Below are 22,423 nucleotides of genomic sequence, written 5' to 3'. Positions count from 1 at the left end.
ATCGACGTTCGCGCGGACATGCGAGCGGCGGGGTTTGGACTGCGCAAGTTTCATCAGCGTAACACTGGAGGACCACATGATACGGACCATCAAAGCCGCCTCGGCGACCGCCCTGGCCATTGCTTTCCTGAGCAGCGCCGCCACTGCGCAAACCATTAAGATCGGCGTCAATGAGCCGCTGACCGGCGCCTTCGCCGCATCGGGCACCTATGTCGTCAACGGCGCCAAGATTGCCGCCGATGAAATCAATGCCAAGGGTGGCCTGCTCGGCAAGAAGATCGAGCTCGTCATAGAGGACAACAAGAGCAACCCGACCGAAGCCGCAGCCGTCGCCGAGAAGCTGATCACCCGCGACAAGACCCCGGTGATGCTCGGCGCCTGGGGTTCGAGCCTTACCCTCGCTGTGATGCCGAAGCTGGTCGAATACGAAACCGCGATGGTGGTCGAGACCTCGTCGGCCAGCAAGATCACCACCTCGGGCAATCCTTACGTATTCCGTATCTCGCCGCCGTCCTTTGTCGAGGCGGCTGCGTTCAAGAACATCGTCGACAAGCTGGCGCTGAAGAAAGTCGACTTCCTCGTGATCAACAATGACTGGGGCCGCGGCACCGCCGAGGACTTTAGCAAGATGATGAAGGAGAAGGGCATCACCATCGGTCTGGTCGAGACCATGGATCAGTCAGCGCAGGACATGAGCGCGCAGCTCGCCAAGATCAAGGCAACGGACTCCGAGACCGTGATCATCACCGCCGCGGTCGACCAGCTCACGCTGATCTTCAAGCAGGCCGCAGCACTCGGCCTGAAGAAGCGCATCATCACCACGGGTGGTTCGCAGAACCCCGACCAGATCATCGCGCAGGCCGGTGCCGCCGCGAACGACACCATGCATCTGACGACGTTCCTGCCGTGGATGCCGGAAAAGACGCCGAACCCGGAAGCCACGACCTACTTCATTAATGAGTGGAAGAAGCGCGGCTTCGATTTCGCCGGCTGCACCGAGAGCTTCCGTGGCTATGACGGCATCCGCACCATCGCGGCAGCCATCGAGAAGGCCGGCAAAGCCGAGCCCGCGGCGATCAAGGACGCGCTCTGGAAGATCGACGTTAAGGGCCTGAACGGCGACATCGTCTTCAAGAAGTCGGGCCCGGCGGGTTCGGAGAGCGGCCAGAGCTTCCCGAACGTCTATCTGGTCGAGATTTCGGGCGGCAAGATCGTGATGAAGGATCTCTGATCCTCTTCTCCCTCTCCCCGCTTGCGGGGAGAGGGGCGGGGCGAGGGGGAGCTTCCACAAGCTCGGAGCAAGTGGATAGCCCCCTCACCCGCCCGGCTTCGCTGCGCTTCGCCGAACGACCTCTCCCCGCAAGCGGAGAGAGGTTAGTCAACCACTGAGATGGGATTACCCGTGGACCAGCTCCTGCAACACCTCGTCAATATGCTCGTGCTCGGCGGCACCTATGCGCTGCTTGGCATCGGGCTGACGCTGATCTTCGGCATCATGAACGTGGTGAACTTCACCCACGGCATCCTCTACACGTTCGGCGCCTATATGATGTTCATTGTCGTGCATCAGCTCGGTCTGAATTTCTTTGTCGCGCTGCCGGTGGCGATCGTCGCGGGCTGGCTGCTAGGCGCCGTGATTGAGATCACGCTGCTGCGGCCGCTGCGCGGCGCCGATATCGACACCACCATGCTGGTGATGATCGGCGCCTGGATCGCGATGCAGTCCGGCGCGCTGTGGATCTGGGGTGGCGTCGCCAAGTCGATCGACAATCCGTTTCCCGATGCACCGCTGGTGATCGGACCCGTGTCCGTGTCGTGGCTTCGACTGTTCGTGCTGTTCGCAGCGGCGCTGCTGATCGTGCTGGCTTACTCACTGATCAATCTCACGAAACTCGGTAAGGCGATGCGCGCGACCTTCCAGGATTCCGATACCGCCGCACTGATGGGTGTCAATGTCAGCCTGATCTACACCTCGACATTTGCCATCGGATCGAGCCTTGCTGCCGCCGCCGGTGCCTTGCTCGGTCCGGTCTATGTCGTGTTCCCGCAGATGGGCGATCTCGCTGCGGTGAAGGCCTTCGCCATCGTCATCCTTGGCGGCCTCGGCAATATCACCGGTGCTGTGATCGGCGGTTTCATTCTCGCTTTGGCGGAAGAACTCGGCGCCGGTTACGTGTCATCGGGCTATCGCGATGCCATGGGCTTCCTGATCATCATCATGGTGCTGATCTTCAAGCCGACAGGATTGTTCGCACGGGCGGAGCGCGTCGGATGAAACAGATCGTCACGCTCCTCTGTCTTGCCTTTTTCGCTTCCGTGCCGATGTGGCTGACGGATCCGTATCTGCTCAATGCGCTGATCACGACCGGCATCTTCATCATCGGCGCCATGAGCCTCAATTTGCTGCTCGGCTTCACCGGGCAGCTCAGTCTTGGCCATATCGCCTTCTTCGGCATCGGCGCCTATGTCAGCGCGCTGACCTCGCTGGGCTTCGATGTGCCGATCTCCGGTGATTTCCATATCGTCCACGTGCCGTGGCCGCCGATTGCTGGCTTCTTTCTGGCGATCCTCATCTCGGGCTTCTGCGGCTATCTGGTCGGACGCCTGTCCTTCAGCGTGCGCGGCGCCTATTTTGTGATCGTCACGATCTCGTTCGCCGAAGTTGTCAGGCTGGTGGCGCTGAACTGGGTCGAGCTGACGCAAGGCCCGCTGGCGCTGACCAATATTCCGTCCATCACCATAGGTCTGCCGGGGCTTGGTTATCTCGTGCTGAAGACCAAGTTTCACAATTATTATCTTGTGCTCGCAGTCGCCGCGATATCGTACTTCCTGATCTCGCGTCTCGTTCACTCCCACTACGGCCGCGCCATGCGCGGGCTGATGGAGAACGAGACGCTCGCGGTTGCCGTTGGCATCGATGTCACGAAGACGCTGACCTTGGCCGCCGTGATCTCTGCCGGTATCGCCGGCGCGGCGGGAAGCCTTTACGCGCATTACATCCGCATCATCGATCCCGACGTCTTCGCTTTCATCTCGACGGTCACCATGGTGATCATGGTGGTGTCAGGCGGCAAGGGATCGCTGGCCGGGCCCGTCGTCGGCGGCGTCATCTTCGGCCTGCTGCCGGTGTTCCTGCGGCCGATCATGCCGCCGGAGGCACAGTGGATCACCTATGGCGTGGTGCTGATCGTCATCCTGTTCGTCATGCCTCGCGGCATCGTGCCGTCGCTTGCCGCGAAACTCGGCTTGGCCCGTGCCGGCGGAACCAGACGGGCGTCCAGCGCCGTTTCCGAGCGCACCGCGGAGGAGCATGCGTGATGGCCGAGACAGTACTCAGCATCGAACACGTCGCCGTCCATTTCGGCGGCCTCGTCGCGATCTCGGACATGAACTTCCATGTCAACAAAGGTGAGATCGTCAGCCTGATCGGGCCGAACGGCGCCGGTAAGACCACGGCCTTCAACGTCATGACCGGCTTCCTCACGCCGACCAAGGGCGCGGTGAAATATTGCGGTGCGGACCTCAAGGGCAAGAAACCGCATGAAATCGCGGATCTCGGCCTGATCCGCACCTTTCAGCGCACCAGCGTGTTTCCCAACGACACGGTCTACGACAATGTGCTGATGGGTCTACATCGTCAGGGTAAAGTTGGTCTCGCCGAAGCTATTCTCGGCCTGCCGCGCGCCCGCGCATCCGAGAAGGCGCAGCGCGCTCGGGCGGCCGAATTGGTGCGCTGGATCGGCCTCGAAGCCCGTGCCAACGATCTCGCCGGCTCGCTGTCCTACGGCGAGCAGCGTCTCGTCGGTGTCGCGCTGGCGCTCGCCGCGCAGCCGAAGATGCTGCTGCTCGACGAGCCTGTGTCGGGCATGAACGCGTCGGAGACGCACACATTCGTGCAGCTGATCCGCAATATCCGGGATCGTGGCGTCACGATCCTCTTGGTCGAGCACGACATGCCGATGGTGATGAGCGTGTCGGATCGCATCGTCGTGCTGAATTACGGCCGCATCATCGCTGAGGGGCCGCCCGACGAAATCCGCAAGAATCCCGCAGTGATCGAAGCCTATCTCGGTCAGAGCGCGAAGGATGTGGTCAAGGAGGTTGCAGTCCATGCTTGAGATCCGTGACATGGTTTGCGCCTATGGCCAGATCTCGGCCCTCAAGGGCATTTCGCTTTCGGTCAAGGCTGGCCAGCTCGTGGCGCTAATTGGCGCCAATGGCGCCGGCAAGAGCACGACGCTGCGGGCGATTTCCGGCCTCGTGCCGTCGCGCTCCGGCAGCCTGCATTTCGACGGCGAGGACATCACCGGCATCGGCGCGCAGCGGGTGCTCACCAAAGGCATCGCGCATTGCCCGGAAGGACGTCGCGTTTTTCCGCATATGACGGTGGCCGAAAATCTCGACATGGGCGCCTATCTGCGCTCGGACACGAGCGAAGTCGCAGTGGACCGCGATCGCATTTATGGCGAGTTCCCGCGCCTCGCCGAGCGACGCAAGCAGGCGGCTGGCACGCTGTCCGGCGGCGAGCAGCAGATGCTGGCCATCGGCCGTGCATTGATGTCGCGCCCGCGCCTTGTGATGTTCGATGAACCCTCGCTCGGTCTCGCGCCCAACATCGTCGAGCGCACCTTTGCGATCATCCGCGCGATCCGCGATGCCGGCACGACTGTTTTGCTCGTTGAGCAGAATGCCTTTGCGGCGCTCGATATGTGCGATCATGCCTATCTGCTGGAGTCTGGGCATGTCGTGCTGTCCGGCGCGGGAGCGGAGCTGATCGAGAACGAGCATGTCCGACGGGCCTATCTTGGCGGATGACGGAGATCCCGCCCGATGGGTCGCGGTCTGTTCGCGCGAGCGCCTGACCGAACAGACAATCGTCTGCGTCAACGTGGCTGGCCTCGGTGTTCTCATCGTGCAGGATGGTGAGACGATCTATGCCTGCGAGCGCGCCTGTCCGCATGAGCAGGCCGATCTCAGCCTTGGCCGCATTGCCGATGGCCGGCTGCACTGTCCGCGTCATCTCGCCTGGTTTGATCTGGCAGACGGCAGCATGTCGCCGGGCTGGCCGAGCAGGGGTTTGCGACGCTATCCGGTGCGTGAGAGCGATGCGCAAATCTGGGTCGACGCTGCAGCCATCGTCCCGAAGTAACAAGCGTCGCGCGAGTTACGCGGCATCGGGCCTGGATGCAGCATTCGTTGGCGCTGCAGCATTCAATTGGTGCAGTTGCGGTATAATAATCATGCTTGCCCCCTCGTAAAGCGCGGATAATACTGCTGAAAAGTCGGACTCCCGAGTGTGTCTGGCCATTACAAAAATGGGCGCAAGACCCATGCTTCTCGTCGATCTTTCAAGCGATCTCCGTCAAGGGCTAGGGATGTGACCATTATCGATTTCGGCAGGGCCATCCCGTCGTCGCAAGCACGTGGCTGGCAGCAATGGCCTGGCCATGAAGACTTTTCGCTGCAGTTCCTGCGCGTGCTGCGCGCGGCGCAGGAAGGCGGAAGTACCGTTTCGGAATGTTTCCTGGCGGCGGAGCGCATCAATCCGCGCGATGACGAGAGCTGGTACCGCGAATGGCATAGCGCGGCTGATATCAACCGTGAGCGCGCCGCGGAGGCGCTGGCCAGCGGCCGCATCCCGACGGCGCTGAGCAACTGGCTGCGCGCAGCCAACTACTATCGCACCGCTCAGGTCATGCTCGCTTGCAGCGATCCGCGGCAAGGCGCCGCCATTGCCCTGATGCAGGATTGCGCCCGACTTTATGTGCAGCATGCAACGCCTGCCGGCGAGGTCGTCGAGATCCCATGGCGGGACGGTGTGTTGCAGGGATACTTCGTTCCTGCGCCGTGCGCGACGCGGCCGCTGCCGGTCGTTCTCTGCGTCGTCGGACAGGGCCACTACAAGGAAGAGCATTTGCACAGGGTGCCCAGCTACGCGCTGGACCGCGGTCTCTCGCTATTGCTCGTCGATTTGCCCGGTCAATCCTATAGCCAGGAGATGATCGGGTCGCATTGTCGGTATGAGGTCGAAACGGCGATCAGCGGCTGGGTCGATTTCCTGGCCGACCGCAGCGATATCGATCAGGAGCGAATTGCGATCTTCGGAGATGGCCTGGGAGCTGCCTTTGCGACGCGCGGCGCCAATCTCGACGACCGCTTTGCAGCCGCTGTTTGCGATGCCGGAATCTGGGAGCTTCACGAGCGCGCATTTATTGCCAGCCGCATTTCAGGCCGGGCTGGTCTGGGCTGTCCGAGTGAAATCGAGGGCTTCAACAGCAGTAGTGTCGCCGCCAATATCAAATGCCCGGTCCTGGTTGCGATGGGCGAGCGCGACTGGCTCGATGTCGATCACGTCACGGAATGTTGCCGCGTCATGAAACAAAACGGCCTCGACATTGAACTGAAGATCTTCCGCGCGTCGGAGACGGTGGCGCCGCCCGCCCAGATCGATATTCCGACAGTGGGCAACGAGTTCATTTTCGACTGGATTGTCGATCGTTTGAGCTCAAGGACGAAGTAGTCGGACGCGGCGCGGTCGATTGACCCGCCGCTCATCCGGCGATGGTCAGCTCTCGACTTCCAGCATCAGTGTCGCTTTTTCGAGGCGATTCTTGAGCCGGGACATGTGCTGCGCGATCTCCTTCAAGGCCTGCTCGTCGAAATCGCTAAGAATGAAATCCCCGAGCGACTCCCTGCGAGTCGATAGCGCCGAGATCTTCTTGCTGGCCTTGTCGGACAGCGACATCAGCACGACGCGGGCATCCTCGCGGGACGCGACGCGCCGCATGAACCCATTCTTCTCGAGCATCTTGGATTGGGTGGTGACGAAGGAGGGGTCGACATGGAGCATGGCTGAGACGTCCTTGACCGGTACGCCGTTGCCGCGATCAAGGTCGCTGACCGCCATCAGGATCATCCATTGCGGTCCGCTGATGCCGAGCTCCTTGGCCCAGAACTGGCGGATTCCCTCAAGGTGAACGTTGATCGAAGCGATGTCCCAGATGAACTGTCGGATGACTTCCTGATTCTGGCCGGTCACCCAAATAGAAAGCTCATTTTCGTTCCAGCCCGCAGATCCCCCACGCATAGTTGCTGTCGCCCCGCCGGCCATTCCCACCGTCTCACAGATTTCAGATTTCTATAATTGTATCAGTGAATTGTGACGCGCAAACCACGATTTCGTGTGTTGCCGGGAAACCACACTGCATCGCGATAAAGTTACCTGAGTTCATAAAGTATTTTGCTTCTAAGAATTGCGCAGGCATTCTCAGTTCCGGCGATGGGGAAACCCTCAATCGTCCCGTTGAAGTAGTTCGCTTGAGTGCCTCGCGTTATGCGGGTGTTTCCGAAAGCGCGAAGTGCTCTAGCGGTTAGTTTGGGGACTTGGGGGACTAAATCTTCGGGCGTTCCGCCTGGCAGATCCGGAACCTTCCCTTTTGGACAACTTGGAGGTTAACATGACAACGATTAAGGGCCTTATTCTCGGCTCGGCGGCAGGTTTGCTCGCCATCGGCGGAGCTCAGGCAGCCGATCTTCCGGTGAAGGCCAAGGCAGTTGAATACGTGAAGATCTGCTCGCTCTACGGCGCAGGCTTCTACTACATTCCGGGCACCGATACCTGCATCAAGATCGGCGGCGCGATCCGTTTGGACGTTGCGTTCAACGGCAGCACCTACGACGTTCCGTTCTGGCAGGGTGGTGCCGGCGGCAACAACCTCTGGACCAAGAACTACTTCTCGACCCGTGAACGCGTCAACTTGACGACGGACACCCGCACCGCGACCGAATACGGCGTGGTTCGTACCTACGCGAACATTCAGTTCGACTTCCTCCAGGATCGTGAATCGATCGCTGGTGGTTACACCGAAGTCGACTACGCGTTCATCCAGTTCGCCGGCTTCACCTTCGGTAAGGCCGTCTCGCAGTTCGATCCCCAGTGGGCACTCGCCAAGCCGTATATCTCGTCGGGCTTCAACGCTGGTTCGAACAACGCGACCGGTATCCCGCAGTTGGCCTACACCGCCTCCTTCGGTAACGGCGTGTCGGGCACGATCTCGATCGAAAACGCCTCGCCCTACCGCAACGCCGGTCTCTGGAACACCAACACGTTCATCGTCGGCCCAGGCGCGAGCACCTTCCCGGGTACGTTCTACGGCACGAACTCGAACACCTTCGTGGGCAACGCCTACGGCGGCAACCACATTCCTGATATCGTCGGCAACATCCGCCTCGATCAGGCTTGGGGCACCCTGCACTTCGGCGCTGCAATGCATGCGATCACCCCGGGCCTTTACTCGGGTGCGAACGAGCAGCTCGGTCACGCTGACGACAGCTACGGCTTCGCAGTTACCGGTGCGGTCGAATTCAAGAACCTGCCCACCGGCGCAGGCGACAGCTTGAAGATCGAAGCGTCATACGGCAAGGGCGCAGCCAAGTATGTCTTCGGTGGCACGACCGACACCTCGGGTGGCGGCCGCTACGCGAAGGTTGATGGTAACAGCCTCGGCTTCGGCTACGTGCTCGATGGCGTTTACGCCACCAACGGCCAGATCATCCAGAGCTCCGCTTGGGAAGTTAGCGCTTTCTACGAGCATTACTGGAACCCGGCTTGGCGCACGTCGCTGTTCGGTAACTACAGCCATATCTCCTATGGCTCTGGCAACGACCTGATGATGGCCGCCTTCACCGGCGTCAGCACCGGTGGCCCGGGCTTCAGCTCGTCGGCGGCTGCTGCCGCTCGTGCTGGCACCTTCGCCGGCACGGGTAACTTCGACCTGGGTCTCGCCCAGATCGGCACCCGTACCGCCTGGACCCCGGTTCAGAACCTGACCCTGTCGGCTCAGTTCACCTACAGCCGCCTCGATCAGAACCTGAACGGCACCTATACCACCATTGGTACTGGCATGTCGGGCAAGCCGGCCGGTACGGTCTTCAACACCGCCGACCAGAACCTCTACAACGGTTCGGTGCAGATCCTGCGCTCCTTCTAATTCTGATCGTCTCACGACGACCAGTCTTTGAAACAAAGACCCCCGGCAGGAAACTGCCGGGGGTTTTTGGTTTTGTGGAGCCGCGCCCAACTTCGTCCGCTCGACTAGGCGTTCTCGACGTCGCGGAGGCGGGCGTCTATACCGGCGGGGTTGCCACCGGCCAGGCAAGCCGCACAGCCCGAAGTCCGCAGGATCATGGCGTCTCAAGCTGAACTGTTTCAAAGCGCATTCGCAGCCTTCCAGCAGGGCCGTCTCCAGGAGGCCGAGCGCGGGTTCAGCAAGTTCTTGCGCAAGGATCCGAAACATTTCCCGGCACTGAATATTCTCGCCATCGTGCTGGTCGCGCTGAAGCGCCATGCGGAAGCCGAGCCGCATCTGAAAGCGGCCCTACGCATCAATGCGACATCGGATGCCACATTCTATAACTACGGTCTGGTGCTGAAGGCGCTGAACCGGCCGGATGAGGCGCTGCAGCACTTCACCGAAGCGCTGGCGCTCAATCCCGGTAATGCCGAAACGCTGAATAGCCGTGGCACGGTTCTGAATGATCTGCGCGACTACCCCGCCGCGCTGGCGGACTTCGATCGCGCACTGGCGCTCAATCCGCGCTACGCCGCAGCCTTTTCCAACAAGGGCAAGTCACTCGCGGAGTTGAAGCGTTATGACGAGGCCCTCGCGGCTTGCGAGTCGGCGCTCGCCTTGCAATCCGATCTCGCGGAAGCGTGGTTTGGCCGCGGCTACATCTTTGGCCAGATGCGGATGCCGGCTCGAGCAGTGGAGTCCTACGGGCGCGCGCGCCAGCTCAATCCGGACATGCCACTGCTGAAGGGCAACCTGCTGCATCAGAAGATGCTGGTCTGCGACTGGCGTGACGTGAATGCGCTGATTGCGGAGATCGAGGCCGATCTCATAGCCGGCAAGCTGGCCGCCGAGCCGTTCGGTTGGCAAGGCGTCGCCACATCGGAGCGCAGCCTGCAGCGCTGCGCCGAACTGACCAACGCCTCGCGTTTTCCCACGCAAGATTCACCGCTGCGTGCCTCCTCGACCGGGCCGGATGCAAAAATTCGCATCGGCTATCTCTCCGGCGAATTTCGACAGCAGGCGACCTCGCTGCTGCTGGTCGGTGTGCTGGAGCAGCACGACAAAAGCGCATTCGAGATTTTCGCCATCGATAACGGGTATGACGATGGCAGCGACATCAGGCGACGCATCGCTGCCGCCGTGGATGGGATCGTCGATATCTCCACACTGAGCGATCCGCAGGCGGTGGACACCATTCGTGCGCAGCGCATCGACATCCTCGTCAATCTCAACGGCTATTTCGGCGAGCAGCGCACCGGCGTATTCGCGCGCAGGGCTGCGCCGGTGCAGGTCAATTATCTCGGCTTTCCCGGCACGCTCGGCGCGGGCTTCATGGACTACATCCTCGCGGATCAACATGTGCTGCCGCCCGAGCACCGGCAGTTCTATAGCGAGAAAGTCGCGTGGTTGCCGAATTGCTATCAGGCCAATGATGATCGCCGGGAGATATCGACGCGTGCATTCACGCGTGCCGAGGTCGGCTTGCCTGCGCAGGGCTTCGTGTTCTGTTGCTTCAACAATGCCTACAAGATTATGCCCGACGTCTTCGATAGCTGGATGCGGATCCTCTCAGCCGTTGACGGTAGCGTTCTCTGGCTGCTGGAGGACAGCGCTGCAGCTACGGCGAATCTACGCCGCGAAGCGGAATTGCGGGGCGTCGACCCCGCGCGTCTGGTCTTTGCCGCGCGTATGTCGCCGGCCGAGCACCTGGCACGACATCGTTGTGCGGATCTGTTTCTCGATACGTTGCCGTACAACGCGCATACCACAGCGAGCGACGCATTATGGGCTGGATTGCCTTTGCTGACGTGTCGCGGAGAAACCTTTGCAGGGCGCGTCGCCGCGAGTCTTCTGCAGAATCTGGGTGTGCCGGAGTTGATTGTGGCGAAGCGAGATGACTATGAGCGTATGGCGATCGAACTGGCGGAAAATCCCGAGCGGTTGTCGTCGATCCGGGAGAAGTTATCGGCCAATCGTCTGAATATGCCGGCCTTCGACACCCGGCGTCTGGCGCGTGATATCGAAACGGCATTTCGCAAGATGGTCGAGCGGGCCCGGGCAGGGCTGGCGCCGGCCCACATAACGTTTCCCGCTAACGATAGCGGCCAATAATATATTTGATTGAGCAAATCAGGTATTGCGCTCAACATTCTGGCTCATGTAATATTTTCGTGCGCAGCCGGCAAATTTTTGACGGCCCTAAGTCTTCAAGGAGACTCGCGCACTCTGCTGTAAATCTCCGAAACCACCGGCAATGCCCTGCCGGTGGTTTTTCGGCTTTTGGGGGCACAATTTCGAGTGGCCCGGCCGGTATTCCATGATTATTGCTAACGCGGAAAGGGCGCGGGAACTGTGTCATGAAGGCACGCCCTTGAATCAGTCCAACCCCCTCTGAAAACGACAGAATTGCTGCTGACCGGATCGGCAGCATGAGATGGAATTGGTCGCAGAGGCGTCCAAATTATGACCTGTTGCCCATCGTTGCATATCAGGACTGACGAGCTATCTGACCGAAATTGCTAGAGATTTCTTGCTTTTTGAGCAAGTTGTGGCTAAAAGCCGCTCATCGTGGAGAGTATGAATAATGGCGCATAACTACGCAATTAATGAGGACGTTCACCACCAGCTGCAGGGGCCGCAGGGCCGTTCCACTATCAAGGAACGCAGCATCTACACCATCACCTCTCGCCTTCCGATCGAAGCCGACGGTCGCCCGCGTTACCGGATTAAGAGCAAGTCCGAGAACATCGAGCGTGTCGTGACCGAAGAGCAGATCAGCCGCCTGGGTTGATCTCGGATCAGCCTTCTTGCTGATCGTACTTGCCGTTTGCTGTCGTCGCCGGGGCCTTGGACCCCGCGACGAAGCAGACCGCCCAAAGACCCCAACCAGATTCTATCTTGAAGCGGGAAGCTTGGCTGGGGCTGATCTCTGCTCGTCCCGTTGCGATGGTTGCGGCAAGGCGGCTTCGCACCATATGCTTTGCCCCGAGGGCGGACACCGAAGGCCACACACGCGATCGTCGCGCCGCACCTCGGCAAAAATGATGTGGTCGGAGCGGGGCGTCCCTTGATCGAAAAACTTGAACTGCTGTTGTCGCTGGCGAAGGAACGGCATTTCGGCCGTGCCGCGGAAGCTTGCGGCGTGACGCAGCCCACCATGTCCACCAGCCTCAAGCAGCTCGAGGACATGCTCGGCGTGATGCTGGTGCAGCGCGGCTCGCGCTTCCAGGGTTTCACGCCGGAAGGCGAACGCGCGCTCGATTGGGCACGCCGCATCGTCGGCGATGCTCGTGCGATGAAGCAGGAAATCAACGGCCTCAAGGACAGTCTGTCCGGCGAGATCCGCATCGCCGCAATTCCCACGGTGCTCGGCATGGTCGCCTCGCTGACGACGCCGTTTCGTGCGCGGCATCCTGATGTGCGGTTTCGCATCGTGTCCTGCACCTCCACAGCCGTGCTCGGTCTGCTTGAAAATCTCGAAGTCGATGCGGGCCTGACCTACATCGAGAATGAACCGCTCGGCAAAGTGCGTTCGATCCCGCTTTATAAAGAAAGCTACCGGCTGCTGACCTCGCCAGACAGCATGTTCGGTGATCGCAAGAGTATCACCTGGTCCGAAGTCGGCCAGGTGCCACTGTGCCTGCTGACCCCCGACATGCAGAATCGACGCATCATTGATCGTGCCCTGAAGTCGGTCGGCGCCGAGGCGATGCCGATGCTGACGTCGAATTCGATTATCGTGCTCTATACCCATGTGAAGACCGGCCGCTGGGCCAGCGTGATGCCGGCCAAGCTGGCGGAGACGCTGGGCCTGACCGCCACTGACTCGGTGCGCATGATCCCGATCGTCGATCCCGTGGTGAATTATGGCGTCGGCCTCGTGGTGCCTCAGCGCGATCCCATGACCCCGCTGGTGGCGACTCTGGTCCAGATCGCCCGGGAGGTTGCGCCGTCGCTGGAGGCGTAAGACCTTCGTTTCGGGCGCTGTAATTGCTGCGTTGCAACCAAGCTAACCATTTCAAATTCATCGATTTCGCCGGGTGTCGATACCGTTTCCGTATCGCAGCATGAGACAGCTTTATTGATCTTTGGATCGATTCCAATTTTGATTGGTTTCCAGTCATAAGATCAATCGAGTACCGGGATGAACGCAGCCTACGAGCCCAATGCTTATGAGTCTTGGAGTGCCGACCGAGGCACCGAGATCATCGAGAGCCTGTCCCATGTGGAAGGCGGCGTGATCGTGATCCTGCATGCGATGCAGGAAGCCTTCGGTTATGTGCCGGAGCCGGCGATCCCGATGATCGCGCTGGCGCGTAACCTGTCGCGCGCCGAGGTCCATGGCGTGTTCACTTTCTATCACGACTTCCGCCACGAGCCGGCTGGCAAGCACGTGCTGAAAATCTGCCGCGCGGAAGCCTGCCAAGCGGCTGGCGGCGACGCACTGGCGGCACGCGCGGAAGCGAAATTGGGTGTAAAGTTTGGAAACACGACGGCGGATCAGCGCGTTACATTGGAGCCGATCTATTGCCTCGGGCTCTGCGCCACAGCACCATCGGCGATGCTGGATGGCCGTCTGGTTGGCCGCCTCGATGAGAAGCGCATCGATGCGCTGGTCGCGGAGGCACAGCGATGACATCGTCTGATAAAACTCTGAAGATCTACATTCCGCGCGACGCTGCTGCCGTTTCGGTCGGCGCCGATGAACTTGTCTCTGCCTTCGAGGCCCAGGCCGCGACGCGCAAGCTCGCAATCGAGATCATTCGCCCCGGTTCGCGCGGATTGCTGTGGCTGGAACCGATGATCGAAGTCGCGACGCCGCAAGGTCGCGTCGCCTTCGGACCGGTCGAAGAGAAAGATGTTGCTTCGGTGCTCGATGCGATGGTCGCAAACGGCCCGCATGCGCTGCGTCTTGGTGTCGCGGAGGAGATTCCGTGGCTCAAGAAGCAGACACGTCTGACCTTTGTGCGCTGCGGCGTCGTCGATCCCCGTTCGGTCGAGGATTACATCGCGCATGGCGGCTACAAGGGCCTCGTGCGCGCGCTGACGCTGGATAGCGCCGGCATCATTGCCGACGTCACCACTTCCGGCCTGCGTGGCCGCGGCGGCGCCGGCTTCCCGACCGGTATCAAGTGGAAGACGGTGGCCGATACCAAAGCCGATCGCAAATTCATCGTCTGCAATGCGGACGAGGGCGACAGCGGCACCTTCGCCGACCGCATGATCATGGAAGGCGATCCCTTTGTGGTGATCGAGGGCATGACCATTGCCGGCATCGCGGTGGGCGCCACAAAAGGTTACATCTATATCCGTTCGGAATATCCGCATGCCGTCGAGGCGATGAATGCGGGTATCGCCGCCGCCAAGCGCGCCGGTTATCTCGGCGACAAGATCCGCGGCTCGGCGCACGCATTCGATCTCGAAGTCCGCGTCGGCGCCGGCGCCTATGTCTGCGGCGAGGAGACCTCGCTGCTGGAGAGTCTCGAAGGCCGTCGCGGCATCGTCCGCGCCAAGCCGCCGCTGCCGGCCCATAAAGGCCTGTTCGGCAAGCCAACCGTCATCAACAACGTTCTCTCGTTTGCGGCGATCCCGTTCATCCTCGACAACGGCGCCAAGGCCTATGCGGATTACGGCATGGGCCGCTCGCGCGGCACGATGCCGATCCAGCTCGCTGGTAACGTCAAGTTCGGCGGGTTGTTCGAAGTCGCTTTCGGCATCACGCTGGGTGAGCTCGTCGATGATATCGGCGGCGGCACCTTCACCGGCAAGCCCGTTCGCGCGGTGCAGGTCGGCGGCCCGCTCGGTGCCTACTTCCCGCGCGAATTGTTCGACACGCCGTTCGACTATGAGGCCTTCGCCAAGCGCGACGGCCTGATCGGCCATGGCGGCATCGTCGTGTTCGACGATACGGTTGACATGTCGAAGCAGGCGCGTTTCGCGATGGAATTCTGCGCCATCGAATCCTGCGGCAAGTGCACGCCGTGCCGCATCGGCTCCACCCGCGGCGTCGAGACCATCGACAAGATCCGCCGCGGCGAACGCGTCGCCGAGAACATCGCCGTGCTGCAGGATCTCTCCAACACCATGAAGTTCGGCTCGCTCTGCGCGCTGGGCGGCTTCACGCCGTATCCAGTGATGAGCGCATTGAAACATTTCCCTGATGATTTCGGCCCGGCGCCATCGCGCCTTCAGGCCGCAGAGTAAAGGAGCAACACATGTCGCTCGTTCACGAAATCGATTTTGGTACGCCGCGCTCGAAGTCCGAAAAGATGGTCACGCTGACCATCGACGGGCAGAGCGTCTCGGTGCCCGAGGGCACCTCAATCATGCGCGCCGCCATGGAGATGGGCACGCAGATTCCGAAACTCTGCGCCACCGACATGGTGGATGCCTTCGGTTCCTGCCGCCTCTGTCTCGTCGAGATCGAAGGCCGCGCCGGCACGCCGGCCTCCTGCACCACGCCGGCCATGGACGGCCTCGTGGTTCATACCCAGAACGCGCGGCTCGCGGCGCTGCGCAAGGGTGTGATGGAGCTCTATATCTCCGACCATCCGCTCGACTGTCTCACCTGCGCCGCCAACGGCGATTGCGAATTGCAGGACATGGCCGGTGCGGTCGGCCTGCGCGACGTGCGCTACGGTTATGACGGCGAGAACCATGTGTTCGCCAAGTCCGGCCCGAAGCACACCCACAATTCGCCGGAAGCCTGCGAAAACGATCACTGGATGGCGAAGGATGAGTCCAATCCGTACTTCACCTACGACCCCTCCAAGTGCATCGTCTGCTCGCGCTGCGTCCGCGCCTGCGAAGAAGTTCAGGGCACTTTCGCACTGACGATCTCCGGCCGCGGTTTCGAGAGCCGCGTTTCGCCGGGCATGAGCGAGAGCTTCCTGGGTTCGGAATGCGTCTCCTGCGGCGCCTGCGTGCAGGCCTGTCCGACCGCGACGCTGACCGAGAAGGCCGTGATCGAGATCGGCCAGCCTGAGCACTCCGCTGTGACCACCTGCGCCTATTGCGGCGTCGGCTGTACCTTCAAGGCGGAAATGCGCGGCGAGGAGCTGGTGCGCATGGTGCCGTACAAGGACGGCAAGGCCAATCGCGGCCATTCCTGCGTCAAGGGCCGTTTCGCCTGGGGCTATGCGAACCACAAGGAGCGCATCCTCAATCCGATGATCCGCGAGAAGATCACCGATCCATGGCAGGAAGTGTCATGGGATGAGGCCTTCAATTTCGCGGCCAAGAAGTTCAAGGGCATTCAGGCCAAATACGGCAAGGACTCGATCGGCGGCATCACCTCGTCACGCTGCACCAATGAAGAAGTCTTCGTCGTGCAAAAGCTGATCCGTGCCGGCTTCGGCAACAACAATGTCGATACTTGCGCGCGCGTCTGCCATTCGCCGACCGGCTACGGCCTGTCCTCGACCTTCGGCACCTCGGCCGGCACGCAGGATTTTGACTCGGTGGAAGACACCGACGTCGTGATGATCATTGGTGCGAACCCGACCGATGGCCATCCGGTGTTTGCGTCGCGCCTGAAGAAGCGTTTGCGCGCCGGCGCCAAGCTGATCGTGGTCGATCCGCGCCAAACCGATATCGTCCGCTCGGCCCATATCGAGGCACAGCACCATCTGCCCCTGATGCCCGGCACCAATGTCGCCGTGCTCACCGCGCTGGCGCATGTCATCGTCACCGAAGGCCTCGCCGACGAGACTTTCATCCGCGAGCGCTGTGACTGGAGCGAGTTCGAAGACTGGGCGGCCTTTGTCGCGCAGCCGAACCACAGCCCCGAAGCCACCGCCATCATGACCGGCGTCGATCCGAAGGAGCTACGCGCCGCGGCCCGTTTGTTCGCCACCGGTGGCAACGGTGCGATCTATTACGGTCTCGGCGTCACCGAGCACAGCCAGGGTTCGACCACCGTGATCGCGATCGCCAACCTCGCGATGGCGACTGGCAATATCGGCCGTCCGGGCGTCGGCGTGAATCCGCTGCGCGGCCAGAACAACGTGCAGGGTTCCTGCGACATGGGCTCGTTCCCGCACGAGCTGCCTGGCTATCGCCACATCTCGGGCGATGCGGTGCGTGAGCAGTTCGAGGCGATGTGGAACGTCAAGCTCAACAGCGAGCCGGGCCTGCGCATTCCTAACATGTTCGATGCCGCCACCGAAGGCACGTTCATGGGCCTCTACGTGCAGGGCGAAGACATCCTGCAGTCCGACCCCAACACTAAGCATGTGGTTGCCGCGCTGTCGGCGATGGAATGTGTCATTGTCCACGACCTGTTCCTGAACGAGACCGCGAACTACGCCCACGTATTCTTCCCGGGCTCCACCTTCCTGGAGAAGAACGGCACTTTCACCAATGCCGAACGTCGCATTCAGCGCGTCCGCAAGGTGATGTCGCCGAAAAATGGTCTTGAGGACTGGGAAGTGACCTTGGGATTCGCCAAGGCACTCGGCTATGAGATGAAATATAACCACCCTTCGGAGATCATGGATGAAATCGCAGCGCTGACGCCGACTTTCGCTGGTGTCTCCTATGCGAAGCTCGAGGAAGTTGGTTCGGTGCAGTGGCCGTGTAACGAGAAGCAGCCTCTGGGCACGCCCATCATGCATATGGACGGCTTCGTACGCGGCAAGGGCAAGTTCATGCTCACCGAATACATCGCCACCGACGAGCGTACCGGGCCGCGCTTCCCGCTGCTGCTCACCACCGGCCGTATTCTCAGTCAGTACAATGTCGGCGCGCAGACACGGCGCACCGAGAATGTGGTCTGGCATGAAGAGGATCGTCTGGAGCTGCATCCGCATGACGCCGAGCTGCGTGGCATCCGCGACGGCGACTGGGTGAAGCTGCAGAGCCGCGCCGGCGAGACGACGCTGCGGGCGCTGATCACCGAGCGCGTGGCGCCGGGCGTGGTCTATACGACCTTCCATCACCCGACCACGCAGGCCAACGTCATCACCACCGAGTTCTCGGACTGGGCCACCAATTGCCCGGAATACAAGGTGACGGCGGTGCAGATCTCGCCCTCGAACGGTCCGTCCGAGTGGCAGAAGGAATATGACGAGCAGGCCCGCCAGTCGCGCCGGATCGCCATGCCTGTCGTGGAAGCCGCGGAGTAGGTCTGTAGACCAGACATGCACGAGCCGGTTCGCTCAGCCCCCCGCAAGATCTGGCGCCAGTCCGGCGTCAGCGAGGGGCTGCGCGCGGTGCCGGAAGAGACCGCGCTGGCGATCACCTATAATGGCGGCACCTATGCCGTCATGATGGGGACGCCGCAGGACTATCGCGACTTCGCCTATGGCTTCAGCCTGAGCGAAGGCGTGGTCACCTCGATCGACGAGATCGAGAGTTTCGAGGCCGTTGAATTCGACGATGGCGTTGAGCTGCGGATGTGGCTCGCAGGCGAGAAGGCCGAGAGCATCAGCGCACGGCGCCGGCAGATCGCCGGGCCGACGGGCTGCGGGTTGTGTGGCATCGACTCGATCTCGGAAGCCGTTAAGCCGGCGGCCATCGTCGCGCCCGGCGGCATGTTCTCCTTCGACCAGATCATGGCGGCGATGGAGACGCTGTCGCCGCTGCAGAAGGTCAACATCCAGACCCGCGCCGTGCACGCCGCGGCGTTCTGGACGCCGGCCGACGGCATCGTCGCGTTGCGTGAGGATGTCGGCCGTCACAATGCGCTCGACAAACTGGCCGGCGCGCTGGCGCAGGCCAAGGTTGATGCAGGGCAGGGCATGGTGCTGCTCACCAGCCGCGTCTCTGTCGAGATGGTGCAGAAGACCGCCGCCATCGGCGCGCCGCTCATGGTGTCGGTCTCGGCACCCACCGCGCTGGCCATCCGCATGGCGAAAGCCGCAGGCATTACGTTGGCCGCGATCGCGCGCAGCGACGGGTTCGAAGTTTTCACACATCAGCACCGCGTGCGTCAGCACGGCGTCACCGCGGATGCATCAGGGCAAGAGCATGGACACCCACACATCGACGTCGCCTGACCGGCTGATCTATATGGCCAACCAGATCGGCGACTTCTTCAACAGCCAGGGCCACGATCACGCCGTGGCCGGCATTGCCGAGCACATCAAGAAGTTCTGGGATCCGCGCATGCGGAAGAAGATCTTCGAACATCTGGATGCGGGCGGCGCCGGGCTGAAGCCGAACGTCCTCGAGGCGATCGCGTCGCTGAAGAAGTAGGACCAACCCACGCGTCATTCTGGGGCGTGGGCGCGTCTTCACGCACGCGAACCCGGAAGCTGGACATGGCTTGGCGCTGTTGGAGACTCCCCGTGCTGAGATTCCGGGTTCGCGGTAGCCGAGTGGCGCTCGCGCCCCGGAATGACGGCGTTGAGGACTATGGCAAAGCCTAGCCCGCTTCTTTCGGCGTCTGCGGTTTCAGCGCCAGCGCATGTACCGTTCCCGCGAGTTCCGCCGTCAGCAGTTCGTTGATCATGCGATGGCGGTCGATCCGGCTCTTCCCTTCGAAGGCCTCCGACACAATATTCACCCTGAAGTGGGTTTCACCCTCCGGGCGGTGGCCCATGTGACCGGCATGCAGATGCGATTCATCGGTCACGTCGAGGCTGAGGGGCGCGAAAGCCTCTGTCAGCTTCTTTGTGATGTTATCTTTCATGGTCATGATGGCCGGCTTAGCGGTTCGCCCCGCTCATGGTCAATCACGATGTGGCGACCATCTTGGTGCGGCGCAGGCGCCGAATGAGGTAATCCGAATGTCAAGACTTGAAGCTTTTTGCATTGCGTTGTCATAGTCAGCCATGCCCATCGACTCATCCAAATTCTTCGACAGCATCCGTATCAAGCCGAACAAGCTGAGCGCGAAGCAGCAGGCCGCTGCGCGCGAGGAAGCTATTATGTGCGAATGGCCCGAGTGCAAGAACAAGGGTCCGCACCGCGCCCCCAAGGGCCGCGCGCAGGACAAGGAATACTGGCACTTCTGCCTGAACCACGTCCGCGAATACAATCAGGGCTACAACTTCTTCCAGGGCATGGCCCCGGACGCGGTCGCCAAGTACCAGAAAGACGCGCTGACCGGCCATCGTCCGACCTGGAAGATGGGTGCCAACGGCTCTCCGGACAAAGCTAAGGCGCAGCCCGACCTCGACGGCGCGATCGATCCCTTCGCCATGTTCAACGAGATGAACGGTATGGGCATGGGCCGCGGCCGGGCCCGCAAGCCGCAGCAGCCGATCAAGGAAGAGACCCGCAAGATCTTCAATGCCGAGCGCAAGGCGCTGCAGGTCATGGGTCTCGGCCCCAGTGCCACGCTCGACGACGTCAAGGCGCAGTACAAGGCGCTAGTGAAGCAGCATCACCCCGACGCCAATGGCGGCGACCGCTCCACCGAGGACCGGTTGATCGAAATCATCAAGGCTTACAACTACTTGAAGACCGTGGTCCGGGGCTCGTAAGGCACTCCGAGATCGTCCACGCGATTGCCAATGTTCGTCATGCCCGGCCAGCACGGAGCAAGCTTCGCTGGATGTGTCGGGCATCCACGTCTTTGGCGGCGAGTGAACAAAGACGTGGGTGGCCGGAACAAGCCCGGCCATGAAAGTCGAGAGTGCTGCCAAACTATTAAGCATAACCCACCACCGCCTGCTTAATTCGCCTTCCCGCCAGATACCGCCGCAATTCCGCCCGGCCTGAGATCTTCAATCTCTGTTGACCATCGCCGGAACGGAACCTGTTGCTCACGGCCAGTTGCCTTGCGAGCAAGGGGCCTTAAGGCTAATATTTGCGTACGAATAAGGGCTCATTTGTCTTTATTCCTTGGGGTGTCGACGTCCTGTCGGCTGCGGAGCTTGGCTTTGAAACATCGCTCGCTTGTTCGCGCGCTGCTGACGTCGGTCGTACTTGCGACAGGCGTGGTGCTGGCCGGCTGCAACGGCGAAGACATGTCGCTCGCCAGCAACGCGAAGGCCAACCAGCCCGTTCCGCCCAAGCTCGTCGCCGAGATGACTGAAAAGGACATGGACCTGCAGTCGCCGATGCTGGTCCGTGTGTTCAAGCAGGAAGCCGAACTCGAAGTCTGGAAGCAGAATCGCTCCGGCCAGTTCGCGCTGCTGAAGACCTATCCGATCTGCCGCTGGTCCGGCGATCTCGGTCCGAAGGTCAAGGAAGGCGATCGTCAGGCACCGGAAGGTTTTTATTCGATCACGCCGGCGCAGATGAATCCGCGCTCGTCCTACTATCTCTCGTTCAATACCGGTTTCCCCAACGCCTTCGACAAGTCGCTGGGACGCACCGGTTCGCAGTTGATGGTGCATGGCGATTGCTCGTCGCGCGGCTGTTTTGCCATGACCGACGAACAGATCGCCGAGATCTATTCGCTGGGTCGTGAATCCTTCTTCGGCGGGCAGCGTTCGTTCCAGTTCGCCGCGTTTCCGTTCAAGATGACGCCGGTCAACATGGCTAAGCATCGCAACAACCCGAACATGCCGTTCTGGAAGATGATCAAGCAGGGCTATGATCATTTCGAAGTGACGCGGCAGGAGCCGAAGGTCGAGTTCTGCGAGAACAAGTATGTGTTCGATCCGGCCGCGCCTGCAGGATCCACCAAGCCGCTGGTGTTCAATGCCTCGGCCAAGTGCCCGGTCTACCAGATCCCGTCCGAGATCGCCGATGCCGTCAGTGCCAAGCAGGCACAGGATGATGCGAAGATTGCCGAACTGGTTGCCAAGGGCACGCCGGTCGCACAGCGCCGTCCCGATATCGACGGCGGCATGAATCGCGTCTTTGCTTCTAAGCTGCCCGATGGCGCCACCGGCCTGTCGGATCCGGAGCCGCCGGGCGTGCAGACCGCTGCCTATTCGCGCGCGCCGGGCACCATTCCGCCGCACGTCAATCCGCCGAAGGCTACCGCTGCAGCGACAACCTCCTATTCGGCGTCGCTGTTCGCAGCATCGGAAGAACCCGTCGTCGCCGTGCCCTCCACGCGTGTTGCGTCGGCCTCGTCGGATGGTGGCTTCTTCAGCAATCTCGCCAAGAAGGTCGGTATCGGCGGCTCGGAAACGACCGCGACCGCAACTACGGCGCCAGCCGTTCCCGTGCCGACACCGGCCGCGAAGCCGAAGGCCGTCGCCAGCAAGGCTGGTCCATCGCCTGCTCCTGCGACGCCTGCTTCTGTAGCTGCAGCGAAGCCGGCCGCTGCACCCGCACCGCTCGTCGCCACCGCGCGCCCGCCGCTTAAGCCGACGCTGTCGGCCGAACCATCCGCTCCGGCTTCCGGCGGCGGCACCGGCGCGGTGCTGTCTGGCGCAGCTCCGGTGGTCTCGGCGAATTCCTTTTCGGACCGCTTCTCGGCGATGCGCTAGGCGCGCGTCGCTCTCCCT

The 22,423-nt window shown here is 61.4% G+C and carries 20 protein-coding genes; 18 read left to right on the top strand and 2 right to left on the bottom strand.

The features are described 5' to 3' along the window. Nucleotides 1–76 precede the first annotated feature (76 nt). The 7 genes from RSO67_RS15565 to RSO67_RS15535 all read left to right on the top strand — a co-directional run bounded on the left by RSO67_RS15565 (nt 77) and on the right by RSO67_RS15535 (nt 6,520). Nucleotides 77–1,231 (top strand): ABC transporter substrate-binding protein, encoded by a 1,155-nt coding sequence (locus RSO67_RS15565; RefSeq protein ID WP_315839585.1) that lies wholly within the window; start codon nt 77–79, stop codon nt 1,229–1,231. A 171-nt stretch (nt 1,232–1,402) separates the two neighbouring features. Next, entirely contained in the window at nt 1,403–2,275 is an 873-nt protein-coding gene (locus RSO67_RS15560; protein WP_170849610.1) for a branched-chain amino acid ABC transporter permease, read from the top strand. Further along, nucleotides 2,272–3,318 (top strand): branched-chain amino acid ABC transporter permease, encoded by a 1,047-nt coding sequence (locus tag RSO67_RS15555; protein WP_315839581.1) that lies wholly within the window; start codon nt 2,272–2,274, stop codon nt 3,316–3,318. The genes RSO67_RS15560 and RSO67_RS15555 overlap by 4 nt, the downstream gene beginning before the upstream one ends. Then, the gene (locus RSO67_RS15550; protein ID WP_315839579.1) at nt 3,318–4,118 is read left to right on the top strand and encodes an ABC transporter ATP-binding protein; all 801 of its coding nucleotides are present in this window, start codon (nt 3,318–3,320) and stop codon (nt 4,116–4,118) included. Before RSO67_RS15555 ends, RSO67_RS15550 begins: the two co-directional genes overlap by 1 nt. Beyond that, a complete protein-coding gene (locus RSO67_RS15545; protein ID WP_315839577.1) occupies nt 4,111–4,815 on the top strand; it encodes an ABC transporter ATP-binding protein in 705 nt (234 codons plus the stop codon). The genes RSO67_RS15550 and RSO67_RS15545 overlap by 8 nt, the downstream gene beginning before the upstream one ends. Then, a complete protein-coding gene (locus RSO67_RS15540) occupies nt 4,787–5,149 on the top strand; it encodes a Rieske (2Fe-2S) protein (protein WP_315839575.1) in 363 nt (120 codons plus the stop codon). The genes RSO67_RS15545 and RSO67_RS15540 overlap by 29 nt, the downstream gene beginning before the upstream one ends. Nucleotides 5,150–5,377: 228 nt before the next feature. Continuing rightward, entirely contained in the window at nt 5,378–6,520 is a 1,143-nt protein-coding gene (locus RSO67_RS15535) for an alpha/beta hydrolase family protein (protein ID WP_315839573.1), read from the top strand. Nucleotides 6,521–6,565: 45 nt separating this feature from the next. Here RSO67_RS15535 and RSO67_RS15530 read toward each other — a convergent pair whose 3' ends face one another. Continuing rightward, nucleotides 6,566–7,039, bottom strand: coding sequence for a MarR family winged helix-turn-helix transcriptional regulator (locus RSO67_RS15530; protein ID WP_315839571.1), 474 nt, complete (start codon nt 7,037–7,039; stop codon nt 6,566–6,568). A gap of 418 nt (nt 7,040–7,457) precedes the next feature. Here RSO67_RS15530 and RSO67_RS15525 point away from each other — a divergent pair, with 418 nt between their 5' ends. The 9 genes from RSO67_RS15525 (at nt 7,458) to RSO67_RS15485 (ending at nt 19,268) form a co-directional block, all read left to right on the top strand. Next, entirely contained in the window at nt 7,458–8,990 is a 1,533-nt protein-coding gene (locus RSO67_RS15525; RefSeq protein ID WP_315839569.1) for a porin, read from the top strand. 195 nt (nt 8,991–9,185) lie between these two features. Further along, a complete protein-coding gene (locus RSO67_RS15520) occupies nt 9,186–11,183 on the top strand; it encodes a tetratricopeptide repeat protein (protein WP_315839567.1) in 1,998 nt (665 codons plus the stop codon). Nucleotides 11,184–11,655: 472 nt separating this feature from the next. Beyond that, entirely contained in the window at nt 11,656–11,862 is a 207-nt protein-coding gene (locus RSO67_RS15515; protein WP_068729538.1) for a hypothetical protein, read from the top strand. A gap of 276 nt (nt 11,863–12,138) precedes the next feature. Continuing rightward, nucleotides 12,139–13,038 carry a LysR family transcriptional regulator gene (locus RSO67_RS15510; protein ID WP_315839562.1) on the top strand — a complete coding sequence of 300 codons (900 nt, stop codon included), beginning with the start codon at nt 12,139–12,141 and terminating at the stop codon, nt 13,036–13,038. Between the two features lie 177 nt (nt 13,039–13,215). Continuing rightward, nucleotides 13,216–13,707, top strand: a complete 492-nt coding sequence (locus RSO67_RS15505; protein ID WP_068729534.1) for a formate dehydrogenase subunit gamma — start codon at nt 13,216–13,218, stop codon at nt 13,705–13,707. Next, a complete protein-coding gene (locus RSO67_RS15500; RefSeq protein WP_315839560.1) occupies nt 13,704–15,275 on the top strand; it encodes an NADH-quinone oxidoreductase subunit NuoF in 1,572 nt (523 codons plus the stop codon). Before RSO67_RS15505 ends, RSO67_RS15500 begins: the two co-directional genes overlap by 4 nt. A gap of 11 nt (nt 15,276–15,286) precedes the next feature. Next, complete coding sequence (gene fdhF / locus RSO67_RS15495; protein WP_315839558.1) at nt 15,287–18,196, top strand: formate dehydrogenase subunit alpha; 2,910 nt, start codon at nt 15,287–15,289, stop codon at nt 18,194–18,196. Between the two features lie 15 nt (nt 18,197–18,211). Next, nucleotides 18,212–19,069 carry a formate dehydrogenase accessory sulfurtransferase FdhD gene (gene fdhD, locus RSO67_RS15490; RefSeq protein WP_315839556.1) on the top strand — a complete coding sequence of 286 codons (858 nt, stop codon included), beginning with the start codon at nt 18,212–18,214 and terminating at the stop codon, nt 19,067–19,069. Continuing rightward, nucleotides 19,041–19,268, top strand: a complete 228-nt coding sequence (locus tag RSO67_RS15485) for a formate dehydrogenase subunit delta (protein WP_068729526.1) — start codon at nt 19,041–19,043, stop codon at nt 19,266–19,268. The genes fdhD and RSO67_RS15485 overlap by 29 nt, the downstream gene beginning before the upstream one ends. A 169-nt stretch (nt 19,269–19,437) precedes the next feature. Here the strand turns inward: RSO67_RS15485 and RSO67_RS15480 are convergent, their stop codons facing one another. Further along, nucleotides 19,438–19,710, bottom strand: coding sequence for a BolA family protein (locus tag RSO67_RS15480; protein ID WP_315839553.1), 273 nt, complete (start codon nt 19,708–19,710; stop codon nt 19,438–19,440). A 136-nt stretch (nt 19,711–19,846) separates the two neighbouring features. Here RSO67_RS15480 and RSO67_RS15475 point away from each other — a divergent pair, with 136 nt between their 5' ends. Beyond that, nucleotides 19,847–20,500 carry a J domain-containing protein gene (locus tag RSO67_RS15475; protein ID WP_315839551.1) on the top strand — a complete coding sequence of 218 codons (654 nt, stop codon included), beginning with the start codon at nt 19,847–19,849 and terminating at the stop codon, nt 20,498–20,500. A 399-nt stretch (nt 20,501–20,899) separates the two neighbouring features. Continuing rightward, nucleotides 20,900–22,405, top strand: coding sequence for a murein L,D-transpeptidase family protein (locus tag RSO67_RS15470; protein ID WP_315839550.1), 1,506 nt, complete (start codon nt 20,900–20,902; stop codon nt 22,403–22,405). Nucleotides 22,406–22,423 lie beyond the last annotated feature (18 nt).

This window comes from Tardiphaga sp. 709, assembly GCF_032401055.1.
GTDB lineage: Bacteria > Pseudomonadota > Alphaproteobacteria > Rhizobiales > Xanthobacteraceae > Tardiphaga.
This window is presented reverse-complemented; position numbering and strand designations above follow the sequence as displayed.